General features: G+C 58.2%; 20 protein-coding genes and 2 tRNA genes. 2 read left to right on the forward strand and 20 right to left on the reverse strand.

All coding sequences use genetic code 11. From position 1 onward, the window contains the following. Nucleotides 1-82: 82 nt before the first annotated feature. The 15 genes from rpsO to B9G99_RS17250 all read right to left on the reverse strand — a co-directional run bounded on the left by rpsO (nt 83) and on the right by B9G99_RS17250 (nt 12,949). Nucleotides 83-352, reverse strand: coding sequence for a 30S ribosomal protein S15 (rpsO, locus tag B9G99_RS03860; protein WP_086620828.1), 270 nt, complete (start codon nt 350-352; stop codon nt 83-85). A gap of 75 nt (nt 353-427) precedes the next feature. After that, complete coding sequence (gene truB, locus B9G99_RS03865) at nt 428-1,348, reverse strand: tRNA pseudouridine(55) synthase TruB (RefSeq protein ID WP_086620829.1); 921 nt, start codon at nt 1,346-1,348, stop codon at nt 428-430. Further along, the gene (gene rbfA, locus B9G99_RS03870; protein WP_086620830.1) at nt 1,348-1,749 is read right to left on the reverse strand and encodes a 30S ribosome-binding factor RbfA; all 402 of its coding nucleotides are present in this window, start codon (nt 1,747-1,749) and stop codon (nt 1,348-1,350) included. Before rbfA ends, truB begins: the two co-directional genes overlap by 1 nt. 27 nt (nt 1,750-1,776) lie before the next feature. Next, nucleotides 1,777-4,305: a translation initiation factor IF-2 gene (gene infB, locus B9G99_RS03875; protein ID WP_086620831.1), complete on the reverse strand. Its 2,529-nt coding sequence runs from the start codon at nt 4,303-4,305 to the stop codon at nt 1,777-1,779. 41 nt (nt 4,306-4,346) lie between these two features. Next, on the reverse strand, nt 4,347-5,831 hold the full coding sequence (gene nusA, locus B9G99_RS03880) for a transcription termination factor NusA (protein WP_086620832.1): 1,485 nt from the start codon (nt 5,829-5,831) through the stop codon (nt 4,347-4,349). Between the two features lie 40 nt (nt 5,832-5,871). Beyond that, nucleotides 5,872-6,333 (reverse strand): ribosome maturation factor RimP, encoded by a 462-nt coding sequence (rimP, locus tag B9G99_RS03885; protein ID WP_086623267.1) that lies wholly within the window; start codon nt 6,331-6,333, stop codon nt 5,872-5,874. Nucleotides 6,334-6,485: 152 nt separating this feature from the next. Beyond that, nucleotides 6,486-6,562, reverse strand: a tRNA-Met gene (locus B9G99_RS03890). A gap of 75 nt (nt 6,563-6,637) precedes the next feature. After that, a tRNA-Leu gene (locus B9G99_RS03895) sits at nt 6,638-6,724 on the reverse strand. 146 nt (nt 6,725-6,870) lie between these two features. After that, on the reverse strand, nt 6,871-7,278 hold the full coding sequence (gene secG / locus B9G99_RS03900) for a preprotein translocase subunit SecG (protein ID WP_086620833.1): 408 nt from the start codon (nt 7,276-7,278) through the stop codon (nt 6,871-6,873). A 4-nt stretch (nt 7,279-7,282) separates the two neighbouring features. Further along, nucleotides 7,283-8,032 (reverse strand): triose-phosphate isomerase, encoded by a 750-nt coding sequence (gene tpiA / locus B9G99_RS03905; RefSeq protein WP_086620834.1) that lies wholly within the window; start codon nt 8,030-8,032, stop codon nt 7,283-7,285. Between the two features lie 109 nt (nt 8,033-8,141). Beyond that, nucleotides 8,142-9,503, reverse strand: a complete 1,362-nt coding sequence (gene glmM, locus B9G99_RS03910) for a phosphoglucosamine mutase (RefSeq protein ID WP_086620835.1) — start codon at nt 9,501-9,503, stop codon at nt 8,142-8,144. Between the two features lie 2 nt (nt 9,504-9,505). After that, entirely contained in the window at nt 9,506-10,360 is an 855-nt protein-coding gene (gene folP, locus B9G99_RS03915; protein ID WP_227875919.1) for a dihydropteroate synthase, read from the reverse strand. A gap of 98 nt (nt 10,361-10,458) precedes the next feature. Next, on the reverse strand, nt 10,459-12,432 hold the full coding sequence (gene ftsH / locus B9G99_RS03920; RefSeq protein WP_086620836.1) for an ATP-dependent zinc metalloprotease FtsH: 1,974 nt from the start codon (nt 12,430-12,432) through the stop codon (nt 10,459-10,461). An 87-nt stretch (nt 12,433-12,519) separates the two neighbouring features. After that, nucleotides 12,520-12,702 carry an SAM-dependent methyltransferase gene (locus tag B9G99_RS17245; RefSeq protein WP_335617625.1) on the reverse strand — a complete coding sequence of 61 codons (183 nt, stop codon included), beginning with the start codon at nt 12,700-12,702 and terminating at the stop codon, nt 12,520-12,522. A 19-nt stretch (nt 12,703-12,721) separates the two neighbouring features. Next, nucleotides 12,722-12,949, reverse strand: coding sequence for an SAM-dependent methyltransferase (locus tag B9G99_RS17250; protein ID WP_335617626.1), 228 nt, complete (start codon nt 12,947-12,949; stop codon nt 12,722-12,724). Nucleotides 12,950-13,329: 380 nt separating this feature from the next. Between B9G99_RS17250 and yhbY the strand changes: the two genes are divergently transcribed. Next, a complete protein-coding gene (yhbY, locus tag B9G99_RS03930; RefSeq protein ID WP_086620837.1) occupies nt 13,330-13,641 on the forward strand; it encodes a ribosome assembly RNA-binding protein YhbY in 312 nt (103 codons plus the stop codon). 98 nt (nt 13,642-13,739) lie between these two features. Here the strand turns inward: yhbY and greA are convergent, their stop codons facing one another. The 4 genes from greA to dapB all read right to left on the reverse strand — a co-directional run bounded on the left by greA (nt 13,740) and on the right by dapB (nt 19,783). After that, on the reverse strand, nt 13,740-14,219 hold the full coding sequence (gene greA / locus B9G99_RS03935; RefSeq protein WP_086620838.1) for a transcription elongation factor GreA: 480 nt from the start codon (nt 14,217-14,219) through the stop codon (nt 13,740-13,742). Continuing rightward, complete coding sequence (gene carB / locus B9G99_RS03940; RefSeq protein WP_086620839.1) at nt 14,216-17,446, reverse strand: carbamoyl-phosphate synthase large subunit; 3,231 nt, start codon at nt 17,444-17,446, stop codon at nt 14,216-14,218. Before carB ends, greA begins: the two co-directional genes overlap by 4 nt. An 89-nt stretch (nt 17,447-17,535) precedes the next feature. Then, nucleotides 17,536-18,690, reverse strand: a complete 1,155-nt coding sequence (carA, locus tag B9G99_RS03945) for a glutamine-hydrolyzing carbamoyl-phosphate synthase small subunit (RefSeq protein ID WP_174678755.1) — start codon at nt 18,688-18,690, stop codon at nt 17,536-17,538. A gap of 280 nt (nt 18,691-18,970) precedes the next feature. Continuing rightward, entirely contained in the window at nt 18,971-19,783 is an 813-nt protein-coding gene (dapB, locus tag B9G99_RS03950) for a 4-hydroxy-tetrahydrodipicolinate reductase (RefSeq protein ID WP_086620840.1), read from the reverse strand. Between the two features lie 89 nt (nt 19,784-19,872). On the opposite strand from dapB, the gene B9G99_RS03955 reads away from it, so the two are divergent. Next, nucleotides 19,873-20,883: an esterase-like activity of phytase family protein gene (locus B9G99_RS03955; protein WP_086620841.1), complete on the forward strand. Its 1,011-nt coding sequence runs from the start codon at nt 19,873-19,875 to the stop codon at nt 20,881-20,883. A 1-nt stretch (nt 20,884) separates the two neighbouring features. Here B9G99_RS03955 and B9G99_RS03960 read toward each other — a convergent pair whose 3' ends face one another. After that, complete coding sequence (locus tag B9G99_RS03960) at nt 20,885-21,967, reverse strand: substrate-binding domain-containing protein (RefSeq protein ID WP_086620842.1); 1,083 nt, start codon at nt 21,965-21,967, stop codon at nt 20,885-20,887. Nucleotides 21,968-22,093: the final 126 nt, after the last annotated feature.

A 22,093-nucleotide genomic window follows, 5' to 3' on the forward strand; every position in this document is an offset into this window, starting at 1 on the left:
CTCTCACCCGGCCGGCACAACAAAAAACAGGCGGCTCCCGAAGGGGAGCCGCCTGTCAGTTCGTACCGGAATGGCGACGCAATCAGCGACGCAGGCCCAGACGAGAAATGATCTGCTGGTAGCGATCAAAATTCTTGCGCTTGAGGTAGTCCAGCAGCTTGCGGCGCTGGTTAACCATGCGGATCAGACCACGACGCGAGTGATGGTCCTGCTTGTGATCCTTGAAGTGGCTCTGCAGCGTGACGATGTTGTCAGTCAGCAGAGCGATCTGAACTTCCGGCGAGCCGGTGTCGTTCTCAACGGTACCGAATTCCTTGACGATTTCGGCCTTGCGTTCGGCAGTCAGTGCCATGTTACTTCTCCAGTTTAATATGCCTGAGCATTGATAAATGTCGAAGACCACGCATATTTGCAGTCTTCGCGAACCCTACCGACTTTCATCGGCAGTATTGATCAGCCGGCGAGGCGAACACTGCCCCGACCCGCTGATGGTGACCACGCCCAACAGGCTTTGGTCATGATAGAGCCTGGCGACACTGCCTTCGTCCAGCGAGAGCGTTTCAAGTGCAATGGGCTGGCCATGCATGATGCGCCGCGCGCCATCGTCATCGGTATTCAGTGCCGGGAGGTGACTGATCAGCGCATCCACCGGCAACAACCTTGCAAGACGCTGCTCATCGCTCATGGACTCAAGCACTTCGATATCGAGCATGTTGCTGTCATCGAAAGGGCCGGTTCTGAGTCGGCGCAGCCCTTCAAGGTGCGCGCCACAGCCAAGACGCTCGCCAATATCCTCAGCCAGAGTACGAATATAGGTACCCTTGCTGACGCTGACATCCAGAGAAAATCCCTGGGAATGTCGCGAAGTGAGCGCGATATCATAAATGCTCACGCGCCTGGGTGCACGCGCAATCTCTTTTCCGGCGCGGGCATGCTCATAAAGCGGACGCCCCTGATGCTTGAGTGCCGAATACATCGGCGGCACCTGATCGATTTCGCCCAGAAAACCGGACAACACACTTTCGATATCGTCATCACTCAACGGAGGAACAGCATACTCCCTGAGTATCTCACCTTCACGGTCACCGGTATCGGTCACAGCGCCCAGACGAACGTCCGCCAGATAACGCTTGTCGGCATCCAGCAACCAGGACGAGAACTTGGTCGCCTCCCCCAGACAGATGGGCAAAAGCCCGGTCGCCATGGGGTCCAGCGTACCGGTGTGCCCGGCCTTTTGCGCCTGATAGAGCCCGCGCACCTGCTGCAGTGCGCGGTTTGACGTTACGCCTTCGCTTTTATCAAGCAAAAGCACGCCATCAACAGGTCGCCCGCGACGTCTTCTCGCCATCAGTCGCTGCGCTCCGAACCCTCGTCCTCGTCCGAAGCACGATCACGATCGGACTGCACGGCACGTTCAATCAGACTCGACAGTGCATGGCCGCGGCTGACGGACTCGTCGAAGTGAAAGCGAAGCTCGGGCACATGCCTGAGTTTCATGGTCCGGGCAACGCGAGACCGAAGAAAGCCGCTGGCTCGCTTGAGCACGGCCAGGTTCTCGCGGATGCGCTCCGGATCATTTTCACCCATCAGAGTGACATGAACATCGGCATAGCCCAGATCACGACTGACATCGGCCGACGTGACCGTCACCATGCCCAGCCGTGGATCCTTGACTTCACGCTGGATCAGCTGAGCCAGTTCATGGGCCAGCTGTTCGCCCACCCGATCCGTACGACTGAATTCACGCATGAATCGCTCCCGTCATGGGTGCAGCGCTCACAGAGAGCGCTGGACCTCGATCTGGTCAAAGACTTCGATCTTGTCACCGACCTGAACATCGTTGTAGTTACGTACGCCGATGCCGCACTCCATGCCATTACGCACTTCGCTGACGTCATCCTTGAAGCGGCGCAGGGATTCCAGCTCCCCTTCATAGACCACGACGTTGTCACGCAGAACACGGATACGCTTGTTACGGTGGACGTTGCCTTCGATGACCATACAGCCGGCAACAGCGCCGATTTTCGGAGCACGGAAGACGTCACGAACCTCGGCCACACCCACAATGTCTTCACGCCATTCCGGTGCCAGCATACCGCTCATCGCCAGCTTGACCTCGTCAATGAGCTGATAGATGACGCTGTAGTAGCGCAGATCCAGACCTTCACGCTCGACGATGTCACGCGAGGAGGCATCGGCACGGACGTTGAAGCCCACGATAATGGCATTGGATGCCACCGCCAGGTTGGTGTCGGTTTCGGTAATACCGCCCACACCGGAGGAGACCACGGCCACCTTGACCTCATCGGTCGACAGCTCCTCGAGCGCGCCGCGAATGGCTTCCAGTGAGCCCTGCACGTCGGCCTTGAGCACGATGTTGACCGTTGCGGTTTCGTCCTGACCCATCTGGCTGAACATGTTCTCCAGCTTGGCCTTCTGCTGGCGTGCCAGGCGCACTTCGCGATACTTGCCCTGACGGAAGTTGGCCACTTCACGCGCCTTCTTCTCATCAGCCACGACCATGAAGTCATCGCCTGCTTCCGGCGTACCGCCAAGACCCAGGATCTCGACCGGCATGGAAGGCCCGGCTTCATCGACCTGCTTGCCCAGCTCGTTGACCAGCGCACGCACGCGACCGTAATGAAGACCGGCCAGTACGACATCACCCTTCTTGAGCGTTCCGTTTTGCACCAGCACGGTGGCAACGGGACCACGACCGCGGTCCAGACGGGACTCGACCACCACACCCTTGCCGGGCGCTTCGGGAACCGCCTTGAGCTCCAGAACTTCGGAAACCAGCAGCACGGCTTCCAGCAGCCCATCGATGTTTTCGCCGCTTTTGGCAGAAACATGAACGAACTGGGTGTCACCGCCCCACTCTTCCGAGATCACGCCGCGCTGAGAGAGCTCGTTGCGCACACGATCCGGATCGGCACCGGCCTTGTCGATCTTGTTGACCGCCACGACCAGCGGAACACCGGCAGCCTTGGCATGCTCGATGGCTTCGACCGTCTGCGGCATGACGCCGTCATCAGCCGCTACCACGAGGATAACCACGTCAGTGGCCTGCGCACCGCGTGCACGCATGGCCGTAAAGGCGGCGTGACCGGGGGTGTCGAGGAAGGTGACATCACCATTTTCATGCTCGACGTGGTAGGCGCCGATATGCTGGGTGATACCGCCGGCCTCACCGGTAGCGACCTTGGTGCGACGAATGTAGTCCAGAAGCGAGGTCTTGCCATGGTCAACGTGACCCATGACGGTGACGACCGGTGCACGCGTGATCTGTTCACCTTCGTAGGAGATGTTCTCGAGCACTTCCGTCTCAAGTGCATCTTCCTTCACCAGCTTGGGCGTATGCCCCATCTCTTCGACCACGATCGCAGCGGTATCCTGATCAATGGTCTGGTTGATGGTGACGGCTGCGCCCATTTTGAACATGGCCTTGATGACTTCGTTGGCCTTGATGGCCATCTTGTCGGCAAGGTCTGCCACGCTGATGGATTCAGGGATCGGCACTTCGCGAACGATATTCTGAACCGGCTTCTGGAAGCCATGTGCATTATCGCTGCGGCCACTGCCGCCACGACGACTGCCGCGACGCTGCTCGGCACGCTTGACCTTCTTGCCACCACGCTTGCGCTCGTTGCGTTCGCTGCGCTCGTCGGCATCATCACGACGCTCGTCACGACGACCGCCAGCTGACTTGCCACCTTCTCCGCGGCGAGCGGTGCGACGACTGTTGTCGTTGCGCGGCTCGCGAGGCGGCGCCTCAACAGCAGGCGCACTGTCGCCTTCGTCTTCTGAAGGGACAACCGCGACAGCCTCTACCGGCTCAGACTTTTTCGCTGCTGTTTCGGTAACAGCCTCGGCCGACTCGGAAGCTGCTTCCTGTGCCGGGGCCTGCTGCACGGGGGCTTCAGATGCGGCCGGCGCAGCGGTATCGCTGGTCTGCTCGGCAGCTGGCGCCTGATCCTGCGACGCCTGCTCGCCGTTTTCCTCGTCGCCACGCTTGACATAGGTGCGCTTTTTACGAACCTGCACTTCGATGGTCTTGTTGCGACCATCGCCAGTGCGAATCTTGCTGCGGGTCTTGCGCGTCATGGTAATGCGGTTCTTGTTACCGCGCGCACCAGCACCGCCGTGGCTCTTGGTGAGATAATCGAGCAGCTTTTGCTTGTCTTCTTCAGAGACAGCATCATTTTCTGCCTTGTGAGGCAGGCCTGCTTCGCTCATCTGCTCCAGCAGGCGGCTGACATCACGCCCCACCTTGCCGGCAAATTCCTTGACTGTTGTTTCTGCCATTTATGACCTCCTGAGCCCGTGACCTGTCGCGATACGATGGATTATTCGAACCACGGCGCCCGGGCCGTCATGATCAGTGCCGCTGCGCGTTCTTCATCCATTCCCTCAATATCCTTGAGGTCTTCAATGGACTGCTCGGCAAGATCTTCCATGGTGATAATTCCTCGCCCGGCCAGCCGGTAGGCAAGATGCTGATCCATACCCTCCATCGAGAGCAGATCCTCGGCGGGCGCGGTGCCGTCCAGTTCTTCTTCGGATTTGATTGCCAGATTGAGCAATTCATCCTTGGCACGCGCACGCAGCTCTTCGACCAGCGACTCATCAAAGCCGTCGACTTCCAGCATCTCTTCCAGCGGGACGTAGGCGACTTCTTCAAGCGAAGTGAAGCCCTCTTCCACCAGCAGTCGTGCCATCTCCTCATCAACATCCAGATGGTTGATGAAGTATTCGATATAGCTGTCGAGTTCCTGCTCGCGGCGCCCTTCGGCTTCCTCCTCCGTCATGACGTTGAGCGTCCAGCCTGTCAGCTCACTCGCCAGGCGCACGTTCTGACCACTGCGCCCGATCGCCTGCGCCAGATTGTCTTCACCGACCGCGACGTCCATGGCATGCGTATCCTCATCCACCAGGATGGAGGCCACATCAGCAGGTGCCATGGCATTGATGACCAGCTGAGCGGGGTTATCGTCCCAAAGCACGATGTCCACACGCTCGTTGCGAAGCTCATTTGAAACGGCCTGAACCCTGGAACCTCGCATGCCGACACAGGCACCAACAGGATCGATACGACGATCGTTGGTCTTGACGGCAATCTTGGCACGAGAGCCTGGATCACGCGCTGCGCCCTTGATTTCAATCAGCTGCTCCGAGATTTCAGGAACCTCTATGGTAAACAGCTCAACCAGAAACTCGGGACGTGTGCGTGACAGAATCAGCTGAGCGCCGCGCGCTTCGGGGTCTACGCGCCAGAGCAGGGCCCTGACACGCTCGTTGAGACGATAACGCTCGCCCGGGATCATTTCACCGCGTGGCAAAAAACCTTCCGCGTTGTCGCCCAGGTCAATGATCAGGCCATCGCGTGTGGTTTTCTTGACACTACCGCCCACCAGTTCGCCTTCGCGCTCGGCATACTGACGCACAATTTCGGCGCGCTCGGCCTCACGCACCTTCTGCACGATGACCTGCTTGGCTGTCTGGGCGGCAATTCGACCAAACTCAGCTGACTCGATCTGCTCTTCGACCACGGCACCCAGACCCAGCGGTTCATCACGCTCTTCAGCAGCTCCCAGCGGAATTTGACGTGCTGAAGTGATGTAGTCTTCATCAGGCACAACTGTCCAGCGCCTGAAGGTGTCATAGTCACCGGAGTGACGATCGATACGAACCCGGATATCAACATCCTTGCCTTCGTAGCGCTTGCGGGAGGCGCTGGCCAGCGCCGCCTCGACGGCTTCGAAAATAATGTCGCGGGGGACACCCTTTTCATTCGATATCGCATCGACGACCAGCAAAATATCCTTGCTCATGCCTGTGCCTCGCCAGAAAAGTCCTTGTTATCATCAAGCATCAGTTATCAAACCCGGGCACGACACGTGCCTGCTCAATGGTCTCGATAGGAAATCCATACTCTTCGTCATTGAACTGCAGCAGCACCTCATCGCCATCAACTCCTGCCAGCAGCCCCTTGAAACGACGCTGACCCTCGAAGGGCGCGCGCAGTTTCAACGTAATCGTGTGACCGGCAAACCGGGCAAAATGTGACAGGGAATAAAGCGGGCGATCCATCCCGGGAGAGGACACTTCAAGTTGATACTGTCCGGGGAGAGGGTCTTCTACATCCAGAAGAGCACTTACCTGCCGACTGACATCGGCACAATCATCCACACCAACACCATTTTCGTGTTCGATATAGACAACCAGCTTGGAGTGTTTGCCCTGAGCGCTGTAATCGATGCCCCAGAGCTCGAAGCCGAGCGCTGCGACGGCGGGTTCTATCAGCGTATGCAGTGTTTCTTGCCTGGTTGGCACGACATGGCCTCCTGCAGTGGCATCAGGCACCTGAGCGAAAATACAGGAGAGCAGATGAGGTGACTGATGAGCGATCTTGTTGCGCTGTAACAAAAAGCCCCTTCAATGGAAGGGGCTTTTCGGGAAAAAATTTCCATCCTTTAACGCTTGGATGGTAGCGGGGGCCGGATTTGAACCGACGACCTTCGGGTTATGAGCCCGACGAGCTACCAGGCTGCTCCACCCCGCATCAATAGCGCAATCAGTATAAGGACTTTGTCCTGCCGAATCAACATGATCCGTCTGTCGCGACTTGCAGTTCCGATGGTGCCGAAGGCGGGACTTGAACCCGCACGACCATAAGGTCACTACCCCCTCAAGATAGCGTGTCTACCAATTCCACCACTTCGGCTTTCGGTTTGACAGAAACCTGCTTTCTGTCTTGCTCAACAGCTTGTCGAGCAGGTGATGAAACTCTTCTGAAACAAGCGCCTCATCACTGGCGCGAGATTATGCACCCCATGACATGATTCGTCAAGCGATGCATAACCTCTTGCATCAATTACTATTACTGCTGTCTGTAGAAGGAACACTCAGTCCGTCATCGCCACTGCTTTCAGACCCCTGCTGGGCAGCGGGCGCCCGGGGCGCGTCATCACCATCATCAAGACTCGGCGCACTGGTGCGCTGCTGCTCGATCACGCGGGCATCGGGGATGCCGCTTTGTGTCTCTCCGCCACGATCTACCAGCCAGGCAAGACCCAGCGATGTTATAAAAAACAGCGCTGCCAGTACGGCCGTGAGACGAGCAAGCGTCTTGGAAGCACCCTGCGAGCCCAGTACCGTCTGCGAGGCACCGCCTCCAAAGGCAGCCCCGGCCTCGGCTCCCTTGCCGCGCTGCAACAGCACCAGCGCGATCAGGCTGATGGCAAGAAGGACGTGAATCAAAATGATGGCAACGTACATTTAATCAACCTGCTGCGTGACAAATCGCAATAAAGTCATCGGGTTTAAGCGAGGCGCCGCCTATCAGCCCCCCATCGATATCCGGCTGGGAAAGAAGATCGGCAGCGTTATCGGCCTTCATGCTGCCGCCATACAGAAGGCGCATGCCCTCTCCCAGAGCGGGTTCCTTGTCTGACAGCCAGGCGCGAATCATGGCATGCACCTGCTGCGCCTGCTCGGGCGTGGCCGTACGGCCCGTGCCAATGGCCCAGACCGGTTCATAGGCAATGACCAGCCGTGAGCACTGCTCTTGTGAAAGCGCATCCATGACCGTACGAACCTGGCCCAGCACCACCGTTTCTACCTGATCCGCTTCACGCTCTTCGAGCGTCTCGCCCACGCACAAAATGGGAACAAGACCAGCATCAAGGGCTGCCTTGACGCGAACAAGCACGGCCTGATCATCTTCATTAAACAGCGTACGGCGTTCCGAGTGGCCTACCAGCACATGACTGACACCGCACTCCTTCAGCAAGGAAGCGCTGACTTCACCAGTGTAGGCTCCCGACGATTCGGGGTGGAGTGTCTGTGCACCGAGTCCGATGCCACTTCCTTCCAGCACTTTCCCTGCCTGCATGAGCAGCGTGAAAGGCGGAATGATGGCGACATCCACACTGGAGGAAATCCGGGCAGACGACAGTGTCTGGTTCATGCTGTCCAGCAGCGCCAGCGAACCATTCATCTTCCAGTTGCCGGCAATCAGCGGCTTACGCATGGTGACTTCTCCCTAGCCTGTCGGGAACAGGAAAGTATTGGTAGACGCCTCCGCAAGGAGGGCGATGTTAATGGAGCGATGGCGTGAACACAACCACGCTCCTTTTTCTTCAGCCCTGGGCAGATGTCATGCCCTGTTCGATTTCATCGGCAATTTTTTGTGCCAGCGCCTGAACATCAAAGCGCGGACGGCCCTCCACCATGACGCGAATCAATGGTTCGGTGCCTGATGGCCTGAGCAGTACGCGCCCGGACTCTCCCAATGTCTGCTCAACGTCCTTGACAGCACCGACCACCGAAGCGCTTTCCATCAGCGCCGTCTTGTCGACACCGGGCACCAGCCTTACGTTAATCAGTGCCTGCGGGGCCTTCTCCATGCCTTCCAGAAGCTCATCAAGACTACGCTCTTCGATCACCATGGTGGCCAGCACCTGCAGGGCAGAGACAATACCATCGCCGGTCGTCTGAGCATGGCCGCACAGGATATGCCCGGAGGACTCTCCGCCAAGCTGCCAGTTACGTGCCTGCATCTGCTCGATGACATAACGGTCACCAACCTTGGCACGCTCAAAGGGAATTCCCAATGTCTCGAATGCTGACGCCAGGCCAAAATTGCTCATGAGGGTACCGACAACCCCACCACCCAGCACGCCACGACGCTGACGGTCGCGTGCAATGATGTAGAGAATGTCATCCCCATCCACGATGCGTCCGGTGTGATCCACCATGATCACACGATCGCCGTCGCCATCAAAGGCGATGCCAAGATCAGCGCCAGTCTCGAGCACTTTCTCTCGCATGACCTCCGGGTGCGTGGAGCCAACCTGCTGATTGATATTGAGGCCATCAGGCGTCACACCCAGGGTGATAACCTCAGCGCCCAGCTCGCGAAAAACATTGGGCGCAATGTGATAGGTCGCCCCGTTGGCACAGTCGATGACCATTTTCAGCCCATGAAGACCAAAGCGATTGGGCACTGTCGACTTGCAGAATTCGATATAGCGTCCGGCGGCGTCCTCAATGCGCACGGCCTTGCCGAGCCTGTCAGGACCAACCGTTTCCTGGAGCCCTGCGAGTTCACGCTCGATCTCGTCTTCAAAGGCATCAGGCAGCTTGGTGCCATGCTGTGAAAAGAACTTGATGCCATTATCCTGATACGGATTGTGCGAGGCGCTGATCACCACACCGGCACTGGCACGCAGCGTACTCGTCAGATAGGCAATACCAGGCGTGGGCATCGGACCCAGCAGGGCAACATCTACCCCGGCTGCTGAAAAGCCGGCTTCCAGTGCAGATTCGAACATGTAGCCGGAGATACGAGTATCCTTGCCAATCAGTACGCGAGCGCGCCGATTCTGACGCGCAAAGACACGACCTGCTGCCCAGCCCAGACGCAGCATGAAGTCTGCTGTGATGGGCGCCTGTCCTACCGTGCCGCGAATGCCATCCGTCCCGAAATATTGTCTTGCCATTACTATTTGCCTTCCTTGAGTACTGCACTGGTCATGCCAACAGCATCAGCGCTGGCAGCGACATCGTGTGTTCTGATAATCCAGGCACCCTTGCTGATGGCAAGGGTTGTCAGTGCCAATCCACCATAAAGACGTTCATCAACTTCACGAGAGAGCGCACGACCGATCATGCCCTTGCGCGAAGTTCCTACCAGCAGGGGGTAGCCCAGACGCTGAAGATACTCTAGGCGATTCATCAGACGCAGGTTGTGCGCAAGCGTCTTTGCAAAACCAAAGCCTGGATCTACCAGCAGCCGTTCACCAGCGATGCCGGCATTGAGACAGCGTTCAATCTGTTGTGCCAGAAAGGCCGCCACTTCGTCTTCGACAGGGCGCGCGTATCGAGGGTCATTTTGCATGTTATCGGGCTCGCCCACCATATGCATGAGACAGATGGGCAGCCCTGTGGCTGCCGCAGCTTCCAGAGCCCCCGGACGCCTCAGCGAGCGTACATCATTGATCATGCCGGCACCGGCACTGGCCACGGCCGTCATTATTTCCGGAGCACTGGTATCTACCGACACCAGAGCGCCGAGTTCACCTGTCAGCCGTTCCACGATGGGCAACACCCGATCCATTTCCTGCTGTACGCCAACAGGTGTGGCTCCGGGCCGAGTGGATTCGCCTCCCACATCGATGATACTTGCGCCTTCCAGAAGCATTTTTTCAGCACGGCGCAATGCGGCATCAGCCACGGCATGCTGACCACCATCGGAAAAAGAGTCCGGCGTCACATTCAGAATGCCCATCACATGAGGGCACTCCAGCGACAACTGATGATGATCACCGCACGACATGAAAGTAGCTGCTTTTGACATGGTGATTCCTGAAACCCGATCGCTTGATCACTCATTGTAATCATTGGACATAAAAAAACCGCCCCGAAGGGCGGTCATTATCATACGTAAAATGCAGGTCAGTGTCCGGAGGAGCCACCCAGCGGATCGGAAGGACGTCGCCGCGTATCATCGACGCTGTCGCCATCCGGGTCTTCGACCGGCCTTACATCAGAGGAGCTGGTATCCGGTGCGCCAAGACCACCGCTTGGGCCGCTGCTGCCGGGCTCCTTGGGCGGACGCGGATCGCGCCCTTCCATGATGTCGCTGATCTGATCAGCATCGATGGTTTCATATTTGATCAGCGCTTCGGTCATCGCATCAAGCTTGTCGCGATTATCATGCAGAATCTGCTCGGCCTGCTTGTAGCACTCATCAATGATGCGGCGAATTTCACGATCCAGTCTTGATGATGTCTCTGCCGAACTGAACTTGCTGCCACCGCCACCAGGGCCACCCAGGAACTGATGTGACTCATCCTCGTCATACATCAGCGGGCCCATCTCCTGGGATAGCCCCCACTTGGCCACCATGTTATGAGCAAGCTCCGTGGCACGCTTGATGTCGTTGGAAGCACCGGTGGTGACACCGTTGGGCCCCAGCGTCATCTCTTCAGCGATACGCCCACCAAACAGGGAGCATATCTGACTGATGATCTGCTGACGCGTATAGCTATAGCGATCCTCATTGGGAAGGAACATGGTCACACCCAGCGCTCGACCGCGAGGAATGATGGTGACCTTATAGACCGGGTCGTGTTCAGGCATCAACAAGCCAATGATGGCATGGCCCGACTCATGATAGGCCGTGTTGCGCTTTTCCTTCTCGGACATGACCATCGAGCGCTTCTCAGCTCCCATCATTATCTTGTCCTTGGCCATTTCAAGCTCCGCCATGCCAATCAGCCGACGATTCTTGCGTGCCGCAAAGAGCGCTGCTTCGTTGACCACGTTGGCAAGCTCTGCCCCTGAAAAACCCGGGGTTCCCCGCGCAATCAGCTCCGGCCTGACGTCATCGGCCAGGGGCACCTTGCGAAGGTGTACACCAAGGATGTGCTCACGCCCACGAATGTCAGGAAGCCCCACGGTCACCTGACGGTCAAAGCGACCCGGACGCAATAGCGCAGGGTCAAGGACATCAGGACGGTTGGTAGCCGCAATGACAATGATGCCTTCGTTGGCCTCAAAGCCGTCCATCTCGACCAGCAGCTGGTTCAGGGTCTGCTCTCGCTCATCGTGTCCACCACCCATGCCGGAACCACGCGAGCGCCCTACTGCATCAATCTCATCAATAAAGATAATGCACGGAGCCTGCTTCTTGGCCTGCTCGAACATGTCCCGCACACGTGAAGCACCAACCCCTACAAACATCTCGACAAAGTCGGAACCGGAAATGGTGAAGAAGGGTACCTTGGCTTCACCGGCAATGGCCTTGGCGAGCAGTGTCTTACCGGTACCGGGAGGCCCCACCATCAGAACACCACGCGGGATCTGTCCGCCAAGGCGTTGAAACTTGGAAGGGTCCTTCAAAAAGTCGACAAGTTCTTCGACCTCTTCCTTGGCCTCGTCGCAACCGGCCACATCCTTGAAGGTTGTCTTGACCTGTTCATGAGACAGCAGCTTGGCCTTGGACTTGCCAAAGCTCATGGGGCCGCCCTTTCCGGCCCCTCCACCCTGCATCTGACGCATGAAAAACATGAAGATGGCCAGAATCAGCAATATGGGGAAACTGGCAATCAACAGCCGTGACCAGATGCTCTGCTGGTCAGGCTTCTTGCCGATGACCGTTACGTTATTGCTGAGCAGATCATCCATCAGACGCGGATCTTCCGCAGAGGGACGGATGGTCTGAAAGGTTGAACCATCGTCGCGCTCGCCGCGGATGTCATAACCGTCAATGGTGACCTGACGGATCTGGTCGTTTTGCACCTGCTCGACGAACTGGGAATAGTTCATCGCCTGCGGCGAATTATCGACGCTGAAGTTATTGAATACCGTCAACAATACTGCCGCGATAATCAACCATAGGATCAGATTCTTGGCCATGTCGTTCAAGGGGACACCCTCACTACGTGATTCTGCCTGCCAGGCGTGGCCCGGTATGTGTCGGATAGCTTGGGGCGCGGCCTGTCAATTACAAGCTCATGCGCGAAAACCGCGCCCAAGCAGATGTACTTCTCGCGATCTTGGACGCGAGGCATCGGGCTTGCGAGTCATTACCTTATCGAACCGAAGACGCATTTCCTTTAGATGCTGATCAGGACCCTCACTCTGGAAGGTTCTGACCATGAAATCGCCACCCGGCGTCAATACCCGCCGGGCCATAAGCCATAACCAGTGCCAGTTACACAAGGTAAATGCCCACTGGATGGTTGATGGCTATTTGCCCGCTCGGATTGGGCGCCATGTCAGATAGCATAACGTTGACCCGCCGGTTACCCAGCGCCCCGAGCATAGCATGCAGCGCGCCTTCTTCCGTAAAGTCACCCTGAATGAAATCCACGACCGCAACGGCATCCAATTCAAGAATATCAGTGGCAATGAACTGCTCCTGACACTCAACATGTGCCATGGCGACCTGAGGCCAGCCGCTGGGCGCTCGCCCATATCCATTACGCTCATGCACGGTGTAAAAAGGCGATTGCGACCATTGATTTCAAGCAGCTTGTAACCGGCATGGGCGCGATAGCCCTCGGCCCAGCTCCACCTTACCCAGCTCTCGTCAAAATGTGTCTTCATCCAGCCGTTATCGGCTGAAATCTTCTTGCCGGAAGGCGGCTTTTTGGCGCGTGTCACGTTAACTTCCGGAAGAAGGAGTTGCCGTGCCATAGCGATCAAACACCGGTACTCGCTCAGGAAAGATACCTGACGTGCGACAACCGTTGGCGCCACCACCATCGTCTGGAGTAAGATGATTGCACATGAAAAGGGATCGAGAGTTTTCAACATATCATGAGCCTTACAGCGGCACAAAAGAAAACCCTGCGTAGCGTCGGCCATATTCTCAACCCGGTTGTCCGGATTGGTGACAAGGGTCTGACCGAGGGTGTCATGGGTGAACTTGAACGAGCACTCACCGACCACGAACTGATCAAGGTCAGCATTGCAGGCGCTGAACGCGACGAGCGGGCCGAGATTATTCAACATCTGCTGGAGCAGTCCGGCGCCGAGCTGGTACAAAGCATCGGCAAGACAGCGCTGCTCTACCGCCATAACCCCAAGGCGGATCCCAGACTTTCCAACGTGGCACGCTACACCCAGTAATCACCGTTCGGTGCCAGTGAGTGGCACAGGTGAACTGAATGCAAAAGCCCCCGACAATGTCGGGGGCTTTTTTGATACATACATCCATAAAATGTTGATCAGCCAACGTGTTCAACGCTGTCGATTTCGTACTCGACATCACCCCCGGGTGTGCGAACGTTGACGACATCACCTTCGGATTTGCCCACCAGCGCGCGCGCGATAGGAGAGTTGACCGAGATCTTGCCGTCCTTGATGCTGGCTTCATCTTCACCGACGATGCGATAGGCCACTTCCTCATCGGTATCGAGGTTCAAAAGCCTGACCGTGGTGCCAAAGATGACCTTGCCGGTATGCGGCATTTTGGTCACATCAATGACCTGGGCATTGGACAGGCGCGATTCGATCTCCTGAATGCGCCCTTCGATAAACCCCTGCTGCTCACGCGCAGCGTGATACTCCGCATTTTCCTTGAGATCGCCATGCTCGCGCGCCTCGGCAATATCTGCAATCACACGCGGGCGATCAACACCCTTGAGCTGGTTAAGCTCTTCACGCAGGGCCTGTTCGCCCTGCACCGTCATCGGAACCCTGCTCATGCCGTTACACTCGTATGGAGTTCCTGAAGTCGCCGTACCGTAATCTCGTTACCGTACTCAAGCGCCATGCACACGGCGCGCGCCCCTGCCAGGGTCGTGGCATAGGGCACCTTGTGTGACAGCGCTGAACGGCGAATCATGGAAGAATCGTTAATGGCCTGCCGCCCCTCGGTCGTATTCACGATGTAGGCAACCTCATCGTTTTTAATCATGTCGACGATATGGGGACGGCCTTCAAACACCTTGTTGACCGCCTCGACCGGCAGGCCGGCAGCTTCCAGTGCCTGCGCCGTGCCCTGTGTGGCAATCAACGTAAAGCCTAATGTTAACAGAGAACGGGCCACGTCAATAACGCCCTCCTTGTCCGGATCACGAACAGAAAGGAATGCCCGACGACCGCCCGTCAGCGCCGGGATGGCTTCGCCCGCCCCCAGCTGCGCCTTGTAGAAGGCCTCGGCAAAGGTGGTGCCGGTCCCCATGACCTCACCGGTCGACTTCATCTCCGGCGTCAGGATCGGGTCTACACCCGGGAACTTGTTGAAGGGGAAGACCGCTTCCTTGACGCTATAGAAATCCGGAATGTGCTCACGGGTGAACTCGAGCTCTGCCAGCGTCTTGCCGGCCATGACGCGCGCGGCGAGCTGTGCCAGCGAGCGGCCGATGCACTTGGAGACAAATGGCACGGTACGTGAAGCACGCGGATTGACCTCGATGACATAGACCTCGCCATCCTGCCAGGCCAGCTGCACGTTCATCAGACCGACCACATTGAGCTCCAGCGCCATGCGCTGTACCTGATCGCGCATGCGATCCTGAACGTCTGCCGGCAGTGAATAGGGCGGCAGCGAGCAGGCCGAGTCACCGGAGTGCACGCCGGCCTGTTCGATATGCTGCATGATGCCGCCGATCACGACGTCCTTGCCGTCGCTGATGGCATCAATGTCCACCTCGATGGCGGCATTGAGGAAATGATCCAGCAGCACCGGTGAATCGTTGGAGACCTTGACCGCATGGGTCATGTAATTCTCGAGCTCATCGGCCGAGTAGACAATCTCCATCGCGCGCCCACCCAGTACATAGGACGGACGTACGACCAGCGGATAACCGATCCTGGAGGCCTTGACGAAGGCATCCTCAAAGCTGCGCGCCGTGGCATTATTGGGCTGCTTGAGACCAAGCTTGTCGATCATCTGCTGAAAACGTTCACGGTCTTCGGCGCGGTCGATCGCATCCGGTGTGGTCCCGATAATCGGCACTCCGGCCGCTTCCAGATCGCGGGCAAGTTTCAGCGGCGTCTGGCCACCGAACTGCACGATGACACCAACCGGTTTCTCCTTTTCAACGATGGCCAGCACATCCTCAAGCGTCACCGGTTCGAAATAGAGGCGATCGGAGGTGTCATAGTCGGTCGAGACGGTTTCAGGGTTGCAGTTGACCATGATGGTTTCATAACCGTCTTCACGCATGGCAAGCGCGGCATGGACGCAGCAATAGTCGAACTCGATGCCCTGACCGATCCGGTTGGGGCCGCCGCCCAGCACCATGATCTTCTGACGATCGCTCGGGTTGGCCTCGCACTCCTCTTCATAGGTGGAGTACATGTAGGCCGTGGACGTTGCAAACTCGGCAGCGCAGGTATCCACTCGCTTGAAGACCGGACGAACGTCCAGCGCCTGGCGATGCTCCCTGAAAGCCTTTTCGCTGACCCCGATCAGTCGGGCCAGACGTGCATCGCCAAAGCCGCGACGCTTGTAGAAATAAACCTGCTTGCGACTGAGATCGCTCAGGGAGGTCTTGGCAATCTGACCCTCCAGAACCATCAGCTCCTGAATCTGGATCAAAAACCAGCGATCGATTTTGGTGAAGTTAAAGACTTCATCCAGCGAGAGCCCGGCACGGAAGGCATCGGCCACAAAAAAGATTCGATCGGCGCCCGGACGCTGCAGTTCGCCCTGCATCAGCTGGCGCGACGCTTCGTCGAAATTCGAAAGCTTGGGGTCGAGCCCGTCCACACCGATTTCGAGACCGCGAAGCGCCTTTTGCAGCGACTCCTGGAAAGTGCGTCCGATGGCCATGACCTCGCCCACCGACTTCATCTGAGTGGTCAGACGATCGTTGGCCTGAGGAAACTTCTCGAAGGTAAAACGCGGAATCTTGGTCACGACATAGTCGATGGCCGGCTCAAACGACGCAGGCGTGGCGCCACCGGTGATGTCGTTTTGCAGCTCGTCGAGCGTGTAGCCTACCGCCAGCTTGGCCGCGACCTTGGCGATCGGGAAGCCGGTAGCCTTGGAGGCCAGCGCCGATGAGCGCGATACGCGCGGGTTCATCTCGATCACGACCATGCGCCCGGTGTCAGGATCAACGCCAAACTGTACGTTGGAGCCGCCGGTCTCGACGCCGATCTCCCTGAGGACTGCCAGCGAGGCATTACGCATGATCTGATACTCTTTATCAGTCAGCGTCTGCGCCGGCGCTACCGTGATGGAATCACCGGTATGCACGCCCATCGGGTCGAAGTTTTCAATGGCACAAACGATGATGCAGTTGTCGCTCTTGTCGCGAACAACCTCCATCTCGTACTCCTTCCAGCCCAGCAGCGACTCGTCAATCAAAAGCTCATGATTGGAAGAAAGCTCAAAGCCGCGATGGCAGATCTCTTCAAACTCTTCGCGGTTATAGGCCACACCGCCGCCGGAGCCGCCCATGGTGTAGGAAGGACGAATGATGCAGGGAAAGCCCAGCTCGGACTGAATCTCCCAGGCTTCATCCATTGAATGCGCCACCTTCGCCTTCGGGCATTCAAGGCCGATATTTTTCATCGCCTTGTCAAACAGGTCGCGATCCTCGGCCTTCTCGATGGTCTTGGCATTGGCCCCGATCAGCTCGACCCCGAACTCATCCAGAATACCGCGACGATCCAGCTCAAGAGCACAGTTCAGGGCGGTCTGACCGCCCATGGTCGGCAGTACCGCATCGGGACGCTCGCGCTCGATGATGCGCGCCACGGTCTCCCAGGTGACCGGCTCGATATAGGTGGCATCCGCCATGACCGGGTCGGTCATGATGGTGGCCGGATTGGAGTTGACCAGAATGACCCGGTACCCCTCCTCGCGCAGCGCCTTGCAGGCCTGGGCGCCGGAATAATCGAACTCACAGGCCTGGCCGATAACGATGGGGCCGGCGCCAATGATCAGAATGCTTTTCAGGTCAGTACGTTTTGGCATGACGATTTCACTGCGTCGAAAAATGGGATGCGAACAAGTCGGATGCGATGGCGGCCCGGGCGACGGCGCAAGCCGCCGCCGGGATCGGGTCAGGCGGCCTGACGGCGGCCTTCCATCATGGCCACGAAGCGATCAAACAGCGGTGAAACGTCATGTGGCCCGGGACTGGCTTCCGGGTGCCCCTGGAAACTGAAGGCCGGCGTATCGGTCAATTCGATGCCCTGCAGCGTGTGGTCAAACAGCGATCGATGCGTCGCGCGCACATTGGCCGGCAAGGAGGCCTCGTCAACGGCAAACCCATGGTTCTGACTGGTGATCATGACATGGCCGCGATCGATATCCAGCACCGGGTGGTTGGCGCCGTGATGACCCTGCTTCATCTTGATGGTTTTGGCGCCACTGGCCAGCGCCAGCAGCTGATGGCCCAGGCAGATGCCAAAGACCGGCGTTCTGGTCGCCAGAATTTCCTGAATGGCCCGGATGGCATAGTCACAGGGCTCCGGGTCGCCCGGGCCGTTGGCCAGAAAAACGCCGTCGGGGTTCATCGCCAGCACCTCGCTGGCCGGTGTCTGCGGCGGCACCACGGTCAGCCGACAGCCGCGGCTGGTCAGCATGCGAAAGATGTTGTGCTTGGTGCCGAAATCATAGGCCACCACATGCCAGGGACGTTCGCGCTGACGAAAATCGTCATAGCCCTTGCCCAGCTGCCACTCACCGTCATGCCATTCATGAATCTCGCGGGTGCCGGCCTCGCGGGCCAGATCCATGCCCTTGAGCCCGGGAAAGGCGTTGGCCGCTGCCAGCGCGCGTGCCACGGCGTCATCACCCTGAGCATCTGCCCCGGCAATAATCGCGCCGTTCTGGGCGCCCTTGTCACGCAAAAGTCGGGTCAGACGACGCGTGTCGATATCGGCAATGCCCAGAATGCCATGAGCGGCCAGATAGTCATCAAGGGCGCGAACACTGCGGAAATTGCTGACCAGACGGGGGAGATCACGAATGACAAGGCCGGCGGCATGAATATGGTGGGATTCGACATCCTCTTCGTTGATGCCGGTGTTGCCGATATGGGGATAGGTAAGCGTGACAATCTGGCGAGAATAGGAAGGGTCCGTCAGGATCTCCTGATAGCCTGTCATGGCCGTATTGAAAACCACCTCACCGCTGGTTTCTCCGTCGGCGCCAATGGAGACGCCGTGAAATACGCTGCCATCCTCGAGCGCCAGAATCGCGGGTTTGATCAATGCAACGTCCTCCACAGGGCAAAAGAAACTGTCAGCGAAAGCGACAACGCTGACCGTAAAACCGGCCGTCTGGCGACCCCGTCGACCATGCATTCCCGGTGCCCCCTGATGAAGGACATGGCCCCGGGCTGCAAAAAAGCGGGACGAAACCCTGAAGGGCTTCATCCCGCTTTGTTTTATCGCCATGGTCTGCGGGTTCGACCCGGCCAAATTGTGCCGATAATATCGGATTTCACCCGCGCATGCCATCACACAATGTTCATGTTTTGAAAATGCCGGATCAGTCCTGCTTGAGGCCCAGCACATCCTGCATGTCGTAGTGACCGGCAGGCTGACCCACCAGCCAGTGTGCCGCACGCACTGCACCGCGCCCGAAGGTCAACCGGCTCGATGCCTTGTGGGTAACCTCGATGCGCTCGCCTTCGGCGGCAAACAACACGGTATGCTCACCCACGATGTCACCGCCGCGCACGGTGGAAAAACCGATTTCCCGAGCGCTTCTCGGTCCCACCTGCCCCACACGCTGATAGACGCCATCGGTCTTCAGATCACGACCCAGCGGCTCGGCCACCGCACGTCCCATCATCAGAGCCGTACCCGAAGGCGCATCGACCTTGTGGCGGTGATGGGCTTCGATGATCTCGATATCAAAGCCGGCATCGCCCAATGCCCGGGCAGCCGTGGCAAGCAGGTTGAGTGACAGATTCACGCCGGTACTCATGTTGGCCGCAAATACAAAGGGCACCGTTGAGGCATAACCTTCCAGCGCGCTCAACTGTTTCTCATTGAATCCGGTGGTCCCGATCACAAGACGCTTGCCATGCCTGGCGCAGATGGCCAGGTTTTCAAGCGTCAGGGCCGGCGTGGTGAAGTCGATCAGGACATCAAAGTCATCGACAATCTCTTCAAGACTGCCACAGAGCGTGACGCCAAGACGCCCCTGGCCGGCCAGCTCCCCGGCATCGGCACCCTTTAGAGAACTGTCCGGGCGCACGACGGCGCCGGTCAGCCGAGCACTGTCATCGCCGTTGACCGCCTCGATCAGCATTTTGCCCATACGCCCTGCAGCGCCCATGATGGCAATTCGTGTCACACGTCCCCCTGCTTTCTGCTCATGTTCATCGTTTGCTCTCAGGCTTCTCTGCCACTATAACCCATCACACTTCCCAACCGGACGGCGCCATGGTGGACAGACACTCTCACTCTTTCCTTTCTGCAGCCACACTGGCGCTGTGCCTGGTTCTGCTGCCCGGCTGCACTCAAGCCGGTATCGTCGATCCGGGTGGCCCTCCGGGCGGCTCAAGCCCCGAACGCCTTGAGTGGTGTGGCATGCTGGAACTGCCGGATCATATGCCCGATGGCCAGCCACTGGGCGGCTTGTCGGCACTGGCCTTCGATCAGCAAAGCCACCTGCTGTACATGCTTTCCGACCGCGGCCATCTTTATCGCACCCGTCCTCGTTTTGATGATCAACAGCAGCTGACCCATCTTGAACTGCTGGGTTCAGCTCCCCTGCTCGACCACCGGGGGCGGCCGCTCGAAATGCCCCAGGCAGACAGTGAATCCATGGTACTGATCAAGGGCAAGCAGGGAGAAACACAGCTTTTGATCGGCTTTGAGCGCCAGCATCGACTGCAGCGCTTCACCCTCGAAGGAGAACCCGTGGGGGAGCCACTGCAACTCTCGGCCCTTGATGGCGCACAGAACAACGGCAGCCTGGAGGCATTGGCCAACCATCCCGTACATGGCCTGATTGGCGGACTCGAATTTGCCTCAAAAGGCATGAACGACAATGAAAGCCGTCTGTTTGATCTTGATGGACACCAGTGGCGCTGGCAGCGCAGCAGCGCTGACAGCGGCCTGACGGCCATGGCCCCGCTGGGTGACGACCTTTTAATGCTGGAGCGCAACTTCAAGATCGGCAGGCCGTTGATCATCTCACTGCGTCGGGCCCGCCTTTCCAGAGCCACCCCGGATGGCGTGGTACCGGGCGACACCCTGGCACGTCTGGTCAGCGACGACGGCTGGCGGCTGGACAATTTCGAGGGCCTGACCCGTATCGCCTCGCAGCGCTACCTGATGGTCAGCGACGACAACTTCAGCTGGCTGCAGCGTTCTCTGCTGGGATGCTTCAACGTCCCGGAATCTGCGCAACAACCCAGGCAGTGGCCTGCCGACGTCAACCAGGAATGAGTCATGCAGGGCCGGCGGCGTTTTCCGCCAGCAGCGCCTCAAGCGTCATCACCTCGCCGCAGCGATCCGGCGCGTAACCATTCAGGGCGTCTACTCCGGCCAGAAAGCGCTTTGAGGCCATATACCCCAGCAGCGCCTGGAGGTTGTCCTGAGCCAGTCGATCCGTGTGACAGATCAACAGATAGTGCTCGGTCGTCAGAGGCACAAAATCAAGGCCAAACTGCGTCGCGGCAGCCTCCACGCCAAAGCCTGCATCCGCCATGCCCGCCGCCACATAGGCTGCGACCGCCGTATGCGTAAACTCCTCGTGGCGGGCATCCGGCAACTCAGCATCATCAATGCCCTGCTCTGCCAGCAGTAGATCAAACAACATGCGGGTCCCGGAGCGTTCATTGCGCTGAATGAATCGAATATCACCACGCATCAGGTCCGCCATGCTACGAATCCGATCGTGGTCCTCATGACGCAGCATCAGCCCCTGGCGACGCGTCACGAACCGGATGACACTCAGATTCTGCCCGGACAGCCAGGGGCGATAGACCGCCATGACCTGCTCGGCCAGCCCGGGGTCCACCGGCAGGTGCAGGCTAGCCAGATCGCATTCATCACGCCTGAGCGCTTCCAGCGCCTCTCTGGAGGTGCAATAGCGCAGATCAAGCTCCCCGGGAAAATCCGGCAGCAGGGCAACGGCATAGCCGTGGCTGGCGTGCAGGCGCAGTACGGGATGAGCGCCATCCAGCAGCTGTTGGAGTTGATGGTTGAGCTCGGAGGCCATGCTGTCGATCTGAGGCCCCAGTCGTGCGCGCACGCGCTGCTCTGCCCACAACAGCTTTTCACCCAGCGGCGAGAGCTTCGTGCCATGACCACGGCGCATCTCCACCAGCGACATGCCAAAAAAGGCCTCGGCGCGATTGAGCAGGTTCCAGGCATGCCGATAGGAGACACCGGCCCGGCTGGCCGCCTGAGTCAGCTTGCCGGTCTCGAGCAGCCCCGCCAGCAGCACAAACAGTACCGGATCGAGCAATTCGCCATCTTCGCGATAAAAGCGCCAGGCCGGGACGATATTCAACTTTTTGCTAAGCATTTTCGTTCATATTTTGCAGCCGTATAGAGAGTGCTAATTTGGTCGCGAACGTGACCCTGACTTAAAGCAGTTATGAATAACGATTCCTATAAGACGATCGGATGAGCGTTGTCGCTTTAATCCTCC

It is taken from the genome of Kushneria konosiri (assembly GCF_002155145.1).
Classification (GTDB): Bacteria; Pseudomonadota; Gammaproteobacteria; order Pseudomonadales; family Halomonadaceae; genus Kushneria; species Kushneria konosiri.

Excerpts from the sequence above, each read along its gene's own strand:
- tpiA (WP_086620834.1), bottom strand. The coding sequence starts at position 8,032 with ATGCGTAAGCCGCTGATTGCCGGCAACTGGAAGATGAATGGTTCGCTG.
- truB (WP_086620829.1), bottom strand. The coding sequence starts at position 1,348 with ATGGCGAGAAGACGTCGCGGGCGACCTGTTGATGGCGTGCTTTTGCTT.
- rbfA (WP_086620830.1), bottom strand. The coding sequence starts at position 1,749 with ATGCGTGAATTCAGTCGTACGGATCGGGTGGGCGAACAGCTGGCCCAT.
- B9G99_RS03960 (WP_086620842.1), bottom strand. The coding sequence starts at position 21,967 with ATGCTTAGCAAAAAGTTGAATATCGTCCCGGCCTGGCGCTTTTATCGC.
- folP (WP_227875919.1), bottom strand. The coding sequence starts at position 10,360 with ATGTCAAAAGCAGCTACTTTCATGTCGTGCGGTGATCATCATCAGTTG.
- nusA (WP_086620832.1), bottom strand. The coding sequence starts at position 5,831 with ATGAGCAAGGATATTTTGCTGGTCGTCGATGCGATATCGAATGAAAAG.
- B9G99_RS17250 (WP_335617626.1), bottom strand. The coding sequence starts at position 12,949 with ATGGCACATGTTGAGTGTCAGGAGCAGTTCATTGCCACTGATATTCTT.
- yhbY (WP_086620837.1), top strand. The coding sequence starts at position 13,330 with ATGAGCCTTACAGCGGCACAAAAGAAAACCCTGCGTAGCGTCGGCCAT.
- B9G99_RS17245 (WP_335617625.1), bottom strand. The coding sequence starts at position 12,702 with ATGGCCCGGCGGGTATTGACGCCGGGTGGCGATTTCATGGTCAGAACC.
- greA (WP_086620838.1), bottom strand. The coding sequence starts at position 14,219 with ATGAGCAGGGTTCCGATGACGGTGCAGGGCGAACAGGCCCTGCGTGAA.
- carB (WP_086620839.1), bottom strand. The coding sequence starts at position 17,446 with ATGCCAAAACGTACTGACCTGAAAAGCATTCTGATCATTGGCGCCGGC.
- secG (WP_086620833.1), bottom strand. The coding sequence starts at position 7,278 with ATGTACGTTGCCATCATTTTGATTCACGTCCTTCTTGCCATCAGCCTG.
- rpsO (WP_086620828.1), bottom strand. The coding sequence starts at position 352 with ATGGCACTGACTGCCGAACGCAAGGCCGAAATCGTCAAGGAATTCGGT.
- B9G99_RS03955 (WP_086620841.1), top strand. The coding sequence starts at position 19,873 with ATGGTGGACAGACACTCTCACTCTTTCCTTTCTGCAGCCACACTGGCG.
- glmM (WP_086620835.1), bottom strand. The coding sequence starts at position 9,503 with ATGGCAAGACAATATTTCGGGACGGATGGCATTCGCGGCACGGTAGGA.
- infB (WP_086620831.1), bottom strand. The coding sequence starts at position 4,305 with ATGGCAGAAACAACAGTCAAGGAATTTGCCGGCAAGGTGGGGCGTGAT.